This is a genomic window from Denitromonas iodatirespirans (genome assembly GCF_018524365.1).
GTDB lineage: Bacteria > Pseudomonadota > Gammaproteobacteria > Burkholderiales > Rhodocyclaceae > Nitrogeniibacter > Nitrogeniibacter iodatirespirans.
On sequence record NZ_JAEKFT010000019.1, the window covers coordinates 24256 to 37733 of the forward strand.

The window sequence follows — 13478 nt, forward strand, 5'->3', positions numbered from 1 at the left end:
CCTGCGGCGGTCGATCAGACCGCGAATGGTAAGGCATCGCGCGCTCAGGCGCGCAACTTGTAGCCGCGCGCGAGCATCGACAGGGTGAGGACGGCCAGGACCACGAAACAGGCCGACACCACCGCCAGACTGATCCACGGCGACACGTCGGACTGGCCGAAGAAGCCGTAGCGGAAACCGTCGATCATGTAGAAAAACGGGTTCAGATGCGACACCGTCTGCCACACGGGCGGCAGGGAATGGATCGAGTAGAACACGCCCGAGAGCATGGTCAGCGGCATGATCAGGAAGTTCTGAAAGGCCGACAGCTGGTCGAACTTGTCGGCCCAGATACCGGCGATCATGCCGAAGGAGGCCAGGATGGCGCCGCCCATCAGCGCGAAGGCGATGATCCAGCCCGGCGCCACCACCGGCAGCGAAACCATCAGCAGCGACACCGCGATCACCCCCACGCCGACGAAGGCGCCGCGCACGATGGCGGCCAGCACATAGGCGGCGAAGAACTCGCGATAGCTGATCGGCGGCAGCAGCATGAACACGATGTTGCCGGTGATCTTGCTCTGGATCAGCGAGGAGGAGGTGTTGGCGAAGGCATTCTGCAGCACCGACATCATCACCAGCCCCGGCACCAGGAACACGGTGTAGGGCACATCGCCATAGACCGTGACATGGCGGTCGAGCACATGCGAGAAGATCAACAGATACAGCACCGCGGTGAGCACCGGCGCGCCCACGGTCTGGAAGGACACCTTCCAGAAACGCAGGATCTCCTTGTACAGCAGGGTGCGGAAGCCGGCGAAGCGAACGGTCTCAGGCGTCATGCATCACCCCCATGAACACCTTTTCGAGATCGGGCTCGCCCAGCACCATCTCCTCGACCCGGCCGCCAGTGAGGCGGATACGCGAGAGCATGTCCTCGACTTCGCCATAGGCTTCGAAGGGAATCTCCACCCAGCCATCGCCGGTATCGCGCGCACCGGGCAGGAAGTCCAAGCCGATCGGCTCGGCCAGTCGCACACGCAGCGCGTGCGAGCTGAAACGTTTGAGCAGGTTGTCGGTGGTATCCAGCGCCACCACCCGCCCCGCCTTGAGCATGGCGATGCGGTTGCACAGGGTCTGCGCCTCTTCGAGGTAGTGGGTGGTCAGCACGATGGTGTGGCCGTCGGTATTGAGCCGGCGAATGAACTGCCACAGCCCCTGACGCAACTCTACGTCCACACCGGCAGTCGGCTCGTCGAGCACGATCACCGGCGGGCGGTGCACCAGCGCCTGCGCCACCAGCACCCGCCGCTTCATGCCGCCCGAGAGCATGCGCATGTTGGCGTTGGCCTTGTGGGTCAGATCCAGGCTGGCGAGGATCTCATCGATCCAGGTGTCGTTGCGGCGGATGCCGAAATAGCCGGACTGCAGGCGCAGCGCCTCGCGTACGGTGAAGAAGGGGTCGAACACCAGCTCCTGCGGCACCACGCCGAGCTTGCGCCGCGCCTGGCGGTAGTCGGCCACCACGTCATGCCCCATCACCGCCAGCTCGCCCTCGTCGACCCGGGTGAGGCCGGCCAGCGCGGAGATCAGCGTGGTCTTGCCGGCGCCATTGGGGCCGAGCAGGCCGAAGAACTCGCCCTGGCGCACCTCCAGGTCCACACCGTCGAGCGCCTTCAGCGCGCCGTAGCGCTTGTGCACGCCGGCAATGCGGATGGCCGGCGAGCTCATGCGGAGGCGCTGTCGGCGAGCGGGAGCAGATCGCTCACCCCATAGAGGTCGGCCAGGCTGGTGAGCCCGTCGGGCAGGCCGACGATGTCGATAGACTGCTTCTGCCGCTTGGCCTCGCGGCACACGTCGAGCAGCAGGGCCAGACCTGCCGAGTCGGCCTGCGGCACCTCGGACAGGTCGATCCGGCGCGCCCCCTCGGCCACGGCGCGGCGCGCGGCATCGCGCATCTCGCCCGCGGTTTCGAAGGTCAGCTGCGTCGTCGGGCGCCAGCTGCGCGGCGCGTCCTGGCTCACTTGGCGCCACCTGCCAGGGCCGCGTTCTTGGCCTCCAGCGCCTTGATCAGGCCGTCGATGCCGTTGCTGCGGATCTCGCTGGCAAAGGAGCTGCGGTAGTTGGTCACCAGCGATACGCCGGCGACGACCACGTCGTAGACCTTCCAGTTGTCGCCCTGCTTCTCCAGCGCGTAATCGATATCGATCGGCTTGGCACCGGCCTGGCGCACTTCGGTGCGCACCGTCACATCGGTATCGCTGGGCTTGGCCCGCAGCGGCTTGAAGTCGATCTGCTGGTCGCGGTACTGCGTCAAGGCATTGGAGTAGGTGCGCACCAGCAGGGTGCGGAAGGCACTGGTCAGCCGGTCGCGCTGGGCCGGCGTGGCCTGGCGCCAGTCGCGGCCGACGGCCAGCGAGGTCATGATGCGGAAATCGAAATGCGGCAACACCTTCTCGTCGACCAGCGCCACTGCGCGCGAGGCATCGCCCGACTGGATGGCCTCGTCCTTGCGCACGATCTCGAGCACCTCGTCCATTACCGTGCGCACCAGGGCATCGGGCGACGGCGCCGCCCAGACACTCATACTTGCCAGCCACACCAGACCAGCCACCAACACGTTACGTCCAAACATCGTCATTCTTTTTCAACTCTCTGTAGCATCGATCAGTGGCGGGGCTCGGTCAGCCCCGCCAGTTCCAGGCGCATTGCCCCTTCGGCCACGCCGTCGGCCTGGGTGGCGTAAATCGCAGGGCGCTCCATTGCCGGCGCGCGCGCATCGTCGAAACGCTCCCGCGGCGGCTGGCCGTCGTAGATTTCGTAGCGTCGCTGCTGAAGATAGAAGTCGCGGATATAGGCGTACTTGTCGAGGCTGCCCTGCGTCGCGGCACGGTCGGCGCCGAGCAGGCTGGCGCGGGCATGCACCATCTTCAGGCCGGTCGTGGTGTTGCGCGCGGCGATGTCGGCCGGCTGGACCCAGCTGTTGCCATACAGGTCGGCAGGCAATGCGACGGCATCGCGCAGGGTGCGCGGGCCGAAGAAGGGCACCACGAAATAAGGCCCGTCGCTCACGCCCCACACGGCCAGGGTCTGGCCGAAGTCTTCGTCGCGCTTTTCCATGCCCATCTCGGTGGCGACATCGAAGACGCCCAGGATGCCGACCGTGGTGTTGATCAGCACCCGCCCGATGTCGGCGGCGCCATCGCCGCCCTTGCCCTGGAGCAGGTTGTTCAGGCCGGTCCACAGATCTTCGATATTGCCGAAGAAGTTGCCCACGGCGGCCTTGACCGGCAGCGGTGCCACTTCGTCGTAGCCGATCGCCAGCGGCTTGAACACGGCCTTGTCCACCCCTTCGTTGAAGGAATACATGGCACGGTTGTAGCCTTCCCACGGATCGCGCGGATCACCCGCCGTGGCACAGCCGGCCACGGCCACGGTGGCCAGCAGCGCCGCCAGCGCCCGGCGCATTGGTGTCTTACCCATCGTTTTCGCTCCCATTACGGCTGCGGCGCCTCGGCGGCCTTGTTGAACAGGAATTGACCGATCAGTTTTTCCAGAACGACCGCCGACTGGGTAATCTTGAGCACATCGCCCGCTTTCAGCATGCGTTCGTCGCCGCCCGGCTCGAGCCCGACATACTGCTCGCCGAGCAGACCCGAGGTGAGGATGGCGCCGATGGTGTCGCGCGGGAACTCATAACGGCTTTCCACCGCCATGCTCACCACCGCCTCGAAGCGCTCGTTGTCGTAGCGGATGTCGGCCACGCGGCCGACCACCACGCCGGCCACCTTGACCGGCGCCCGCACCTTGAGGCCGCCGATGTTGGCGAAACGGGCCTCGATCGTATAGCTCTCGGTAAAACTGGCGGCCGACAGGTTGCCGACCTTGAGCGCGAGAAACAACAGGGCGGCACCGCCCATCAGGACAAACAGACCAACCCACAGGTCAATGGTCGAGCGGCTCATGACTAGCCTCGGAACATGAAAGATGTCAGTACGAAATCCAGCGCCAGGATGGCCAGCGCCGAACTCACCACGGTGCGGGTGATGGCCCGCGAAACCCCTTCGGCGGTGGGCTCGCAATCGTAGCCCTCGAAAACGGCGATCAAGGAGACCGCCACGCCGAACACGAAACTCTTGATGACACCATTGACGATGTCATAGCGGATGTCCACCGCCGCCTGCATTTGCGACCAGAAGGCGCCGTCGTCCACCCCGATGAAGGCCACGCCGATCAGCCAGCCGCCCAGGATGCCCATCGCGGAAAACAGCGCAGCCAGCAGCGGCATGGAGATGACGCCGCCCCAGAAGCGCGGCGCCGCCACGCGGGCGATGGGATTCACCGCCATCATGTCCATCGCCTTGAGCTGCTCGGTGGTCTTCATGAGGCCGATCTCGGCGGTCACTGCCGAACCGGCCCGGCTGGCGAACAGCAGCCCGGCCACCACCGGCCCCAGCTCGCGTGTCAGCGACAAGGCCACCAGCACACCGAGCGCCTCGCTCGAACCATAGCGCTGCAGCGTCTCGTAGCCCTGTAGGCCGAGCACCAGGCCGACGAACAGGCCCGACACCAGAATGATCAGCAGCGACAGCACGCCGCTGAAATAGATCTCGCGCAGCGTCAGGTGCAGGCGCAGGAAAGACTGCCCCGAATAGCGCAGCAGCAGGAACAGGAAGCGCGAGGCGAAGCCCAGCCGCCAGACGCCGTCGATGACCCTCGCGCCGATATTGCGAATCATTGCCCGCCCTCGCCCATCAACAGCTCGCCGATCGGCGCCGCCTTCATGTGGAAGGGCACCGGCCCGTCCGGCTCGGCGTGCACGAACTGGTGCACGAATTCGTCCTTCGACTCGCGGATCTCGTCCGGCGTGCCCTTGGCCACGATGCGCCCGTCGGACACGAAATACACGTAATCGACGATCGACAGCGACTCCACCACATCATGGGTGACCATGATCGAAGCCGCACCCAGCGCATCGTTGAGGCGGCGGATCAACTGGCCGACCACCCCGAGCGAGATCGGATCCAGGCCGGCAAACGGCTCGTCGTACATGATCAGCATCGGGTCGAGCGCAATCGCCCGCGCCAGCGCCACCCGCCGCGCCATGCCGCCGGACAGCTCCGACGGCATCAAGGCATGGCCGCCGAGCAGGCCGACCGCCTGCAGTTTCATCAATACCAGATCGCGCAACATCGACTCGGGCAGATCGGTGTGTTCGCGCAGCGGAAAGGCCACGTTTTCGAACACCGACATGTCGGTGAACAACGCGCCGAACTGGAACAGCATGCCCATGCGGCGGCGCAAGGCGTACAGCGCCTCGGTGCCGAGCTGGCCCATGTCCTGGCCGTCCACCGTCACGCTGCCGGCCGAGGCCTTGAGCTGGCCGCCGATCAGGCGCAGCAGCGTGGTTTTGCCACAACCGCTGCCGCCCATGATCGCCACCAGCTGGCCCCGATGGACGGTCAAATCGATGCCCGACAGGATTTCGCGCTTGCCGTAGGCGAAATGCACCTGCCGCAGATCCACCAGCGCTTTTTCTTCGCGATGTGCCACGAAACGCTCTGATATCGTTGAAAAAGCGGCATTCTACCAGAGCCTCCGAAACATGCCGTCAAGATGCGGCAGTGCATCACGACGGCACTGTGTCGATTCCGCTACACTGAGCCGTCGGCCGCCTTCGCTCCGGAACCCCTTTGCCCATGTCCCAGCTGCCCGCCCTGCTGATCGTCGACGACGATGCGCTGATCGTCGAAACCCTCGGCGCGCTGCTCGACGCGGAGTTCGACATCTATGCCGCCCCCACGCGCCGGCAAGCCATTGACCTGGTGCGTGCGCTACCCGCCGCCCCGCCGCTGGCACTGGTCGACCTCGGCCTGCCGCCGGTGCCGCATCGCGCCGACGAAGGCTTCGCCCTGATCGGCGACCTGCTGGCCCATGCGCCGCACATGCAGATCATCGTCCTCTCGGGCCAGAGCGACGAGGGCAACGCCCGCCACGCGCGCACCCTCGGCGCGCTGGAGTTCGTCGCCAAACCGGCCGACCCGGCCTATCTGCGCAAGATCCTGCATGACGCGCTCGATGCCGGCAGCGCCCCCGAGGCCCCCGCCGCCACGGAAGGCCTGATCGGCCAAAGCCCGGCCATCCAGATGGTGCGCGACCGCATCGGGCAATTCGCCGACGCCCCCTTCCCGATCCTCATCGAAGGCGAATCCGGCGCCGGCAAGGAACGCGTGGCCCGGCAGCTGCATGCCGCCAGCGCCCGCCGCCAGCGCCCCTTCCTGACCCTCAACTGTGCCGCCATCGCCCCGACGCTGATCGAAGCGGCGCTGTTCGGCCATGCCCGCGGCGCCTTCACCGGCGCCGCCGGCCAGCGCGCCGGCTATTTCGAAGAGGCCGGCGACGGCAGCCTGCTGCTCGACGAGATCGGCGAGTTGCCGCTCGAACTGCAACCCAAGCTGCTGCGCGTGCTCGAGAACGGCGAGTTCCAGCGCGTCGGCGAAACCCAGACCCGCTTCAGCCGCGCCCGCGTCCTGGCCGCCACCAACCGCGACCTGCGGGCCGAAGTCCATGCCGGCCGCTTCCGGGCCGACCTCTATCACCGCCTCAGCGTGTTTACGCTCACCGTGCCGCCGCTGCGCGACACCGGCGACGACCGCCTGCGCCTGCTCGACCACTTCCGCGCCCACTTCGCCGCGCAGACCGGCCAGCCGGCCTTCGCCCTCGACCCGGCGGCCGGCGAGCAGTGGTTGTGCTACGACTTCCCCGGCAACGTGCGCGAGCTCAAGAACATCGTCATCCGCCTGCAGACCAAGCACCCCGGCGCCGTCGTCACGGCCTCGCAGCTGGCCGACGAGCTCGACCGGGACCATCGCGACAGCCGCGCCGGCAGCCCACCGCCGGCCACCGAGAGCCGTTTCGACACCATCATCGCCGACGCCATGCGGCGCCTGCGCGAACCGGCCGGCTTCAGCCTCGACGACGCCCTGAAGGAACAGGAACGCGGCTATGTCGAAGCCGCGCTGCGCATGGCCGACGGCAACGTCAGCAAGGCCGCGCGCCTGCTCGGCATCAACCGCACCACGCTTTACAACCGGATGGACTCTCTCGGCCTGCCACGGCCGCAGGGCAGCGCCGTCCAGTAGATAGACCGCCATGTATCTCGATCACTACGGCCTGCGCGAAGCCCCCTTCCGCCTCACCCCGCTCACCGACTTCTTTTTCTCCGGTGCCCAGCGCGGCGCCACGGTCGACGCGCTGATCTACGCCGTGCTGCACGACGAAGGCATCGTCAAGGTCAGCGGCGAAGTCGGCGCCGGCAAGACCATGCTGTGCCGGGTGCTGATCGAACGTCTGCCGGCCACGGTCGACAGCGTCTATCTGGCCAATCCCTGCCTGGCGCCGGACGATCTGCTGCAGGCGGTCGCCGCCGAACTGGGCCTGTCGGTCACGCACGAGCGCGCCGGCGCGATCCTCGGCGCGATCCAGGACGACCTGATCCGCCGGCATGGCGCAGGGCGCCGCGTGGTGGTGCTGATCGACGAAGCCCATGCCATGCCGCCGGCCTCGCTGGAGCAGATCCGCCTGCTCTCCAACCTCGAAACGGGGCGCCACAAGCTGCTGCAACTGGTGCTCTTCGGCCAGCCCGAGCTCGACACCCTGCTCGCCGGCCGCGACATGCGCCAGCTCAAGGACCGCATCACCCATCACTTCCGCCTCAGCCCGCTCACCCCGGACGAAGTGGCCGCCTACCTCGAGTTCCGCATGCATGCCGCCGGCTATCGCGGCCCGGCGGTGTTCAGCCCGGCCGCAACCCGCCACATTGCGCGGATCGCCGAAGGCCTGAGCCGACGCATCAACGTGCTGGCCGACAAGGCCCTGCTTGCCGCCTACAGCCAGAATCGCCATGTCATCGCCCCGGCCCATGTCACCGCCGCCGCCCGCGACGCCGAATACCAGAAGCCGCGCCCCCGCCACCGCCTGTGGCCGCTGATCGCCGCGGCCGCCGCCGGAGCGGCGGCGGCCGTCGTCATCCCGCGCTGGCTGGACGAGGCCGCGCCGGACGCCCCGACGATCGCCGCCGCACCGGCCGCCCCCCTCGACGCCCCGACCGCCCCCGAAGCCCCGGCGACCGCCCCCGAAGCCCCGGCGACCGCCCCCGAAGCCCCGGCTGCCGCGGCCGCCGCAGCCGATACACCGCCCGCTCCGCCCCCCCAGGTCGCCCAGGCAGCGCCACCGGCGCCCCCCACGGCGGCCCAGCCGCGCCGGGCCGCAACCCCGTCGCCGCCGCAGCCGCCAGCCACCACCACGCTCACCGAGACTCCGGCCGACACACCCGCCGCGCTGGCCACCGTGGGCGAGCAGCCGGCCCCGGCCACCGTGGTCGCCGCAGCCACCTCGTCGGCAAACGCATCGGCAACCCCCGGCTCGGCCTTCGGCCCGCTGGCGCTGGACGCGCTGGCGGCCCAGCGCACCTGGATGGCCGCCACCCCCGACAGCCACTGGTTCATCCAGCTGCACACCAACACCGACCTCGACTACACCGATCTCGAGCGCCAGATCGACGCCGCCCATCGCGCGCTACCGGCCGAGACCATCCGCATCTACAGCACCCGGCTCGGCGACCGCCACCGGGTCGGCGTCATCATCGGCAGTTACGCCAGCGAGCAGGACGCCCTCGACGCCCTCGGCACGCTGCCGCCGGGCTATCGAAAAAACGCCTACATCCGTCAGGTCGCCCGTCTGCGCTGACGGTGCCGCATGCCAAACGCGTGCCACGGCCGCGCACGAAGGGATTGAAGTTCAAGCACAAACGTTTAACATGGCCTGGATCTCCCTGACGGCACCTGAATGAACACTCGCCCCGCGCTGGCCCTGATCCTGCCCCTCCTGCTCGCCGCATGTGCACAGGCCCCCCGGCCAGCGGCGCCCCGGGGGCATCTGCAGGCCGACGATGCCAAAGCGTCGACCACGCCGATCACGGCGCCCATTCCCGCACCGGTCCAGCACAGCTTCTCCCTGCCGCCGCCCAAGCCCGCCCCCAAGGCAGCCACCTATTCGGTGGTGGTGCGCGATGTCGATGTGCGCGAACTGCTCTTCGCCCTGGCACGCGATGCCGGGCTCAATGTTGACGTCCACGCCGGGCTGAGCGGCCGCGTCACGCTCAACGCCATCAACCAGACCCTGCCGCAGCTGCTCGATCGCATCGCCCACCAGGTGGACATGCGTTACGAACAGAACGGCCCCAACCTCGTCGTCATGCCCGACGCGCCGCTCCTGCGCGCCTACAAGATCGACTATGTCAATCTGAGCCGCGCGGTCACCGGCACGGTCGCCACCAACACGCAGATCGCCACCCAGTCCGCCGCCACCGCCAGCGGCGCCCCGCAGGGTGGCGGCAACATCTCCAGCATCCGCATCGAAAACACCTCGCAGAACCAGTTCTGGGCCTCGATTGAAAAGAACATCCAGGACCTCCTCAAGGAAACCGACAAGGTCCTGCCCGCCACCACCGCCACCGACACCCCGACCGGCGGCTTCCGCGAGGCCGCCTCGGTGATCATCAACCGCGAGACCGGGGTCATCAACGTACGCGCCACCGGCCGCCAGCATGCCCGGGTGCGGGACTTCATCGACCGCGTGGTCGCCTCGGCCCGCCGCCAGGTGATGATCGAAGCGACCATCGTCGAGGTCGCCCTCAACGACGGCTACCAGCAAGGCATCGACTGGTCGCGCCTGGGCGGCAAGACCTGGGGCATCGGCGCGCCCAGCCTGGGCACCAACGTCGGCAGCTCGCAAACGCCATTCTCCATCACCTACCTGAGCGGCAACCTGTCGATCGACATCGATCTGCTCGAAGCCTTCGGCACCGTCAAGGTGCTCTCCAGCCCGCGCCTGGCGGTGCTCAACAACCAGACCGCGATGCTCAAGGTGGTCGACGAGTTCGTCTACTTCAACGTCAAGGCCGAAACCGTGTCGACCGCCAATGTCGACAGCCGAACCACCTTCACCACCACGCCGCAGTCGGTGTCGGTCGGCCTGGTCATGTCGATCACCCCGCAGGTGGCCGAGTCCGGCGAAATCACCCTCAACGTGCGGCCGACCATCTCCAGCATCTCCGACCTCAAGGAAGACCCCAACCCCAACCTGGCCGCCGCCAACATCAAGAACCTCGTGCCGCAGATCCGCACCCGCGAGATCGAATCCGTGCTGCGCCTGCGCAGCGGCCAGGTGGCCGTACTCGGCGGGCTGATGGAAGACCGTATCGACTACAAGACCGGGCGCATTCCGCTGGTCGGCGCCGTGCCGCTGCTGGGCGAAGCCTTCACCTCGCGCGACAACACGGTGCAGAAGACCGAGCTGGTGATCTTCCTGCGCCCCATCATGGTCGGCGACAGCCCGCTGCCCGCGGCACTGGCCGAGCATCTGCCCGATGCCGGCTTCTTCGCCCGCAACCCGGTGCCCGGCGGCCGCAATTTCGACGGCGACCCCATCGCCGTGCCCGCCGTCCGGCCATGAGCGCGCACGCACGGCCGCCCACGCGGCGCAGCGTCCTCCCCCCGGGAGGGGGGTGCCGGGGTTTGACCGAACACCATGCCGCGCCGGCGGAACGGGCCGGCGGCGTCACGCCGCGCCATTGCCCCGGGAGGAACTTCCGGTGAGCCTGTTGATCGACGCCCTGCGCAAGGCCGAGCAAGACCGCGCCCAGAGCCGCGACGCCAAGGCCGGCCCGTCGCTCGACGAGCTCAGCCTGGAGCCCCTCGACCCCGTCGTGGCCCCCGTGGCCGGGCCCCTCTCCGCACCGTCGGCCGACCAGGCCGCCGCGGCCAACCTGTTCGCTGCCAAACAGTCCGATGGCACCCACGACCGGCTGCGCACGATCGTCATCCTCGGTCTGCTCGGCGCCTGTGCCGTCGCCGCCTACCTGTGGTGGCAATGGCCCGCCCAACGGCCGGCCATCACCCCGCCGCCGCTGAGCCTGCCCGCCACCCCGCCGCCGAGCGCGCCCCTGGCAAGCGCCGACAGCCCTCAGGCCACGCCAGCCGCACCGGTCGAGACCCCTGCCGCCGCACGCCGCGACGACCCGCCGCCCCCTCCGCCGCTGGCGCAGCGTGGCGCACTGGGCCAGCGCGCCGCCCCAGTCGCACCGACCGACCCCGCCGACGCCGAACGCACGCCGCACTTCCAGCGCACCCAGGCACCTGAACCTACCGTCCCCACCGCCCTGGCCGCGGCCTACCGGGCCTACAGCGCCGGCGATCTGGCCACGGCGCACCGGCACTACCTGGCCCATCTGCACGCCGACCCCAACAACACCGATGCGCTCAATGGCCTGGGGGCCATCGCCCTGCACACGGGCCAGTCGGAGCAAGCCGCGCAGTGGTTCCGGCAGGCGCTCGCCGCCGACCCCGACAACACCAGCGCCATCGCCGGTCTGGCCGCGCTCGGCAACCGCCCGGCCGACGAGCGCGAGGCCGTTCTGCGCCGGGCCCTGGCCCAACAGCCCGAGGCGCCCGGCGCGGCCTTTTCGCTGGGCAATGTGCTGGCCGGGCAAGGCCGCTGGGCCGAAGCGCAGCAGGCCTATTTCCAGGCGCATCTGCAAGATCCGCAAAACCCCGACTACCTGTTCAATCTCGGCGTCAGCCTCGATCAGCTCGGCGAACGCCGGCTGGCGCACGACTACTACAGCCGGGCGCTGGCGGCGGCCGATCAGCGCCCGGCCGAGTTCGATCCGGCCCCGGTGCGGGCCCGGCGCGATGCGCTGGCGGAGGCGCTGCCATGAACGCCCCCAAGTCGCTCGCCCATACCCCGCTGGGCCAGACCCTGCTCGGCACCGGCCTGATCAGCGAGGACCAACTGCGCATCGCGCTGCAGGAGCAGGGCCGGGTCGACCGGCCGCTCGGCCGCCTGCTGATCGAGCTCGGTTTCGTCTCCGAAGCCGCCCTGCGCGACGCCCTCTCCGAGAGCCTGGGCAAGCAGAGCGTGGATCTGTCGAGCACCATCGCCGACGCCGACGCGCTGGCCCTGGTGCCGCAGGAGCTGGCCAAGCGCCACCGGCTGCTGCCGCTGCATTTCGACGGCAACGAAAACCGGCTGACCGTGGCCATCGGCGACATCAACGACGTGGTCGCGCTGGACGCCTTGCGCGGCCTGCTGGCCGAAGACATCATCATCGAGACGCTGCTGGCCGGCGACTCGGAAATCGTCCGCGCGATTGACCAGTACTACGGCCACAAGCTGTCGATCGACGGCATCCTGCACGAGATCGAAACCGGCGAGATCGACGTGCGCTCGCTGGCCGCCACCACCGACGAATACAGCCAGCCGGTGGTGCGCCTGATCGACGCGCTGCTGGCCAACGCGGTCAAGCGTGACGCCTCGGACATCCACTTCGAGCCGGAGGCGGCGTTTCTGCGCATCCGCTACCGCATCGACGGCATCCTGCGTCAGGTGCGCTCGCTGCATAAATCCTACTGGGCGGCGATGGCGGTACGGGTCAAGGTCATGGCCGGGCTCAACATCGCCGAGACCCGCGCGCCGCAGGACGGGCGCATCTCGCTCAACATCAGCGGCCGGCCGGTCGACTTCCGGGTCTCGGTGCAGCCGACCATCCATGGCGAGAACATCGTGCTGCGCGTGCTCGACCGGCAAAAGGGCATCGTCGATCTCGACGATCTCGGCCTGTCGGAGGCCCAGCTCGACCTGCTCAAGCTGATGATCGCCCGCCCCGAAGGGCTGATCCTGGTCACCGGCCCGACCGGCAGCGGCAAGACCACCACCCTGTACTCGATCCTCAGCCACATCAACGCCGAGGGGGTCAACATCATGACCCTCGAAGACCCGGTCGAGTACCCCATGAGCATGATCCGCCAGACCTCCGTGTCCGAAGCCGTCAAGCTCGACTTCGCCGACGGCGTGCGCGCCATGCTGCGCCAGGACCCGGACATCATCCTGGTCGGCGAGATCCGCGACAGCGAAACCGCCCGCATGGCCTTTCGCGCCGCCATGACCGGCCACCAGGTGTATTCCACCCTGCACACCCACTCGGCCATCGGCGCCATCGCCCGCCTGCTCGACATCGGCATCTCGCCCGAACTGCTGGCCGGCAACATCATCGGCATCGTCGCCCAGCGCCTGGTGCGCAAGCTGTGCGTGCACTGCCGCGAGCCCTATACGCCCGAAGCCTGGGAGGTGCGCCTGATCGGCCTGCCGCAGGAGCGCGGCGCCCCGATGCTGCATCGCGCCAAGGGCTGCCCGCGCTGCGAGTTCCAGGGCTATCGCGGCCGCACCGCGCTGATGGAGCTGGTGCGCATGGACAGCGACATGGACGAGCTGGTGGCACGCCGCGCCAGCGTGCGCGAGATCCGCAACGCGGCGCGCGCCAAGGGTTTTCGCGCGCTGGCCGAAGACGGCATCCGGCAGGTGCTCGACGGCGTCACCTCACTGGACGAACTTGCCCGCGTGGTCGACCTGACCGAGCGGATGGCCTGAGCCGGCACGAC

13 protein-coding genes are annotated in these 13478 nt (G+C 68.5%); 5 read left to right on the forward strand and 8 right to left on the reverse strand.

Features of this window, described 5'->3' with window-relative positions; translation table 11 throughout:
• Window positions 1-44: 44 nt before the first annotated feature.
• The 8 genes from I8J34_RS15910 to I8J34_RS15945 are packed head-to-tail and all read right to left on the reverse strand — an operon-like array spanning window position 45 to window position 5532.
• Window positions 45-821, reverse strand: coding sequence for an ABC transporter permease (locus I8J34_RS15910; protein ID WP_214362615.1), 777 nt, complete (start codon window positions 819-821; stop codon window positions 45-47).
• Window positions 811-1710, reverse strand: coding sequence for an ABC transporter ATP-binding protein (locus tag I8J34_RS15915; protein WP_214362616.1), 900 nt, complete (start codon window positions 1708-1710; stop codon window positions 811-813). Before I8J34_RS15915 ends, I8J34_RS15910 begins: the two co-directional genes overlap by 11 nt.
• Window positions 1707-2003, reverse strand: coding sequence for an STAS domain-containing protein (locus I8J34_RS15920; RefSeq protein ID WP_214362617.1), 297 nt, complete (start codon window positions 2001-2003; stop codon window positions 1707-1709). Before I8J34_RS15920 ends, I8J34_RS15915 begins: the two co-directional genes overlap by 4 nt.
• A complete protein-coding gene (locus I8J34_RS15925) occupies window positions 2000-2614 on the reverse strand; it encodes an MlaC/ttg2D family ABC transporter substrate-binding protein (protein WP_230411870.1) in 615 nt (204 codons plus the stop codon). Before I8J34_RS15925 ends, I8J34_RS15920 begins: the two co-directional genes overlap by 4 nt.
• Before the next feature lie 32 nt (window positions 2615-2646).
• Entirely contained in the window at window positions 2647-3462 is an 816-nt protein-coding gene (locus I8J34_RS15930) for an MlaA family lipoprotein (RefSeq protein WP_230411871.1), read from the reverse strand.
• Window positions 3463-3476: 14 nt separating this feature from the next.
• Complete coding sequence (gene mlaD / locus I8J34_RS15935) at window positions 3477-3944, reverse strand: outer membrane lipid asymmetry maintenance protein MlaD (protein WP_214362620.1); 468 nt, start codon at window positions 3942-3944, stop codon at window positions 3477-3479.
• Window positions 3945-3946: 2 nt separating this feature from the next.
• The gene (gene mlaE, locus I8J34_RS15940; protein ID WP_214362621.1) at window positions 3947-4717 is read right to left on the reverse strand and encodes a lipid asymmetry maintenance ABC transporter permease subunit MlaE; all 771 of its coding nucleotides are present in this window, start codon (window positions 4715-4717) and stop codon (window positions 3947-3949) included.
• Entirely contained in the window at window positions 4714-5532 is an 819-nt protein-coding gene (locus I8J34_RS15945; RefSeq protein ID WP_214362622.1) for an ABC transporter ATP-binding protein, read from the reverse strand. The genes mlaE and I8J34_RS15945 overlap by 4 nt, the downstream gene beginning before the upstream one ends.
• Before the next feature lie 146 nt (window positions 5533-5678).
• Here I8J34_RS15945 and I8J34_RS15950 point away from each other — a divergent pair, with 146 nt between their 5' ends.
• The 5 genes from I8J34_RS15950 to I8J34_RS15970 all read left to right on the forward strand — a co-directional run bounded on the left by I8J34_RS15950 (window position 5679) and on the right by I8J34_RS15970 (window position 13467).
• Complete coding sequence (locus I8J34_RS15950; RefSeq protein WP_214362623.1) at window positions 5679-7121, forward strand: sigma-54-dependent transcriptional regulator; 1443 nt, start codon at window positions 5679-5681, stop codon at window positions 7119-7121.
• A 10-nt stretch (window positions 7122-7131) separates the two neighbouring features.
• Window positions 7132-8727, forward strand: coding sequence for an ExeA family protein (locus I8J34_RS15955; RefSeq protein ID WP_214362624.1), 1596 nt, complete (start codon window positions 7132-7134; stop codon window positions 8725-8727).
• Between the two features lie 99 nt (window positions 8728-8826).
• Window positions 8827-10494 carry a secretin GspD/PilQ domain-containing protein gene (locus I8J34_RS15960; protein WP_214362625.1) on the forward strand — a complete coding sequence of 556 codons (1668 nt, stop codon included), beginning with the start codon at window positions 8827-8829 and terminating at the stop codon, window positions 10492-10494.
• A 139-nt stretch (window positions 10495-10633) separates the two neighbouring features.
• Entirely contained in the window at window positions 10634-11758 is a 1125-nt protein-coding gene (locus I8J34_RS15965) for a tetratricopeptide repeat protein (protein WP_214362626.1), read from the forward strand.
• Window positions 11755-13467: a GspE/PulE family protein gene (locus I8J34_RS15970; protein WP_214362627.1), complete on the forward strand. Its 1713-nt coding sequence runs from the start codon at window positions 11755-11757 to the stop codon at window positions 13465-13467. Before I8J34_RS15965 ends, I8J34_RS15970 begins: the two co-directional genes overlap by 4 nt.
• The last annotated feature ends 11 nt before the right edge of the window (window positions 13468-13478 follow it).

Bases quoted from the DNA above. Each gene is read 5' to 3' on its own strand.
- I8J34_RS15910 (WP_214362615.1), bottom strand. From the start codon at position 821: ATGACGCCTGAGACCGTTCGCTTCGCCGGCTTCCGCACCCTGCTGTAC.
- I8J34_RS15915 (WP_214362616.1), bottom strand. From the start codon at position 1,710: ATGAGCTCGCCGGCCATCCGCATTGCCGGCGTGCACAAGCGCTACGGC.
- I8J34_RS15925 (WP_230411870.1), bottom strand. From the start codon at position 2,614: ATGTTTGGACGTAACGTGTTGGTGGCTGGTCTGGTGTGGCTGGCAAGT.
- I8J34_RS15930 (WP_230411871.1), bottom strand. From the start codon at position 3,462: ATGGGTAAGACACCAATGCGCCGGGCGCTGGCGGCGCTGCTGGCCACC.
- mlaD (WP_214362620.1), bottom strand. From the start codon at position 3,944: ATGAGCCGCTCGACCATTGACCTGTGGGTTGGTCTGTTTGTCCTGATG.
- mlaE (WP_214362621.1), bottom strand. From the start codon at position 4,717: ATGATTCGCAATATCGGCGCGAGGGTCATCGACGGCGTCTGGCGGCTG.
- I8J34_RS15950 (WP_214362623.1), top strand. From the start codon at position 5,679: ATGTCCCAGCTGCCCGCCCTGCTGATCGTCGACGACGATGCGCTGATC.
- I8J34_RS15955 (WP_214362624.1), top strand. From the start codon at position 7,132: ATGTATCTCGATCACTACGGCCTGCGCGAAGCCCCCTTCCGCCTCACC.
- I8J34_RS15960 (WP_214362625.1), top strand. From the start codon at position 8,827: ATGAACACTCGCCCCGCGCTGGCCCTGATCCTGCCCCTCCTGCTCGCC.
- I8J34_RS15970 (WP_214362627.1), top strand. From the start codon at position 11,755: ATGAACGCCCCCAAGTCGCTCGCCCATACCCCGCTGGGCCAGACCCTG.